The sequence below is a fragment of the Mesorhizobium sp. M2E.F.Ca.ET.209.01.1.1 genome (genome assembly GCF_004010375.2).
Taxonomy (GTDB): domain Bacteria; phylum Pseudomonadota; class Alphaproteobacteria; order Rhizobiales; family Rhizobiaceae; genus Mesorhizobium.
On record NZ_SADP02001407.1, the window covers coordinates 1 to 221 of the forward strand.

The following is a 221-nucleotide window of genomic DNA, read 5'->3' on the forward strand; positions in this document are numbered from 1 at the left end:
GGCAGCTCTGGCAGGGATGTCCTTCGACGTAATCTCGGCCAAGGCGATGCCGCTCTCTCCAGCGACGGCATAGAGAAGCCAGGTGCGGCCATTCTCCTCGAAAATCGCGGGATCGCGCAACGCGTTTTCCTTGCCTTCGGCCGCCCCGTCCCGGCTAGGACGGAGCGGCAAATCCGCCCCTTCGAAGTTCGTCTGCGGGCGCAGCAGTTCGGTCTCGCCCT

1 protein-coding gene is annotated in these 221 nt (G+C 64.7%); it reads right to left on the bottom strand.

What is annotated here, in order from left to right; translation table 11 throughout:
- Nucleotides 1-221, bottom strand: a 221-nt coding sequence (locus tag EN852_RS41645) for a hypothetical protein (RefSeq protein WP_210238356.1), incomplete at both ends; no start/stop codon positions are given.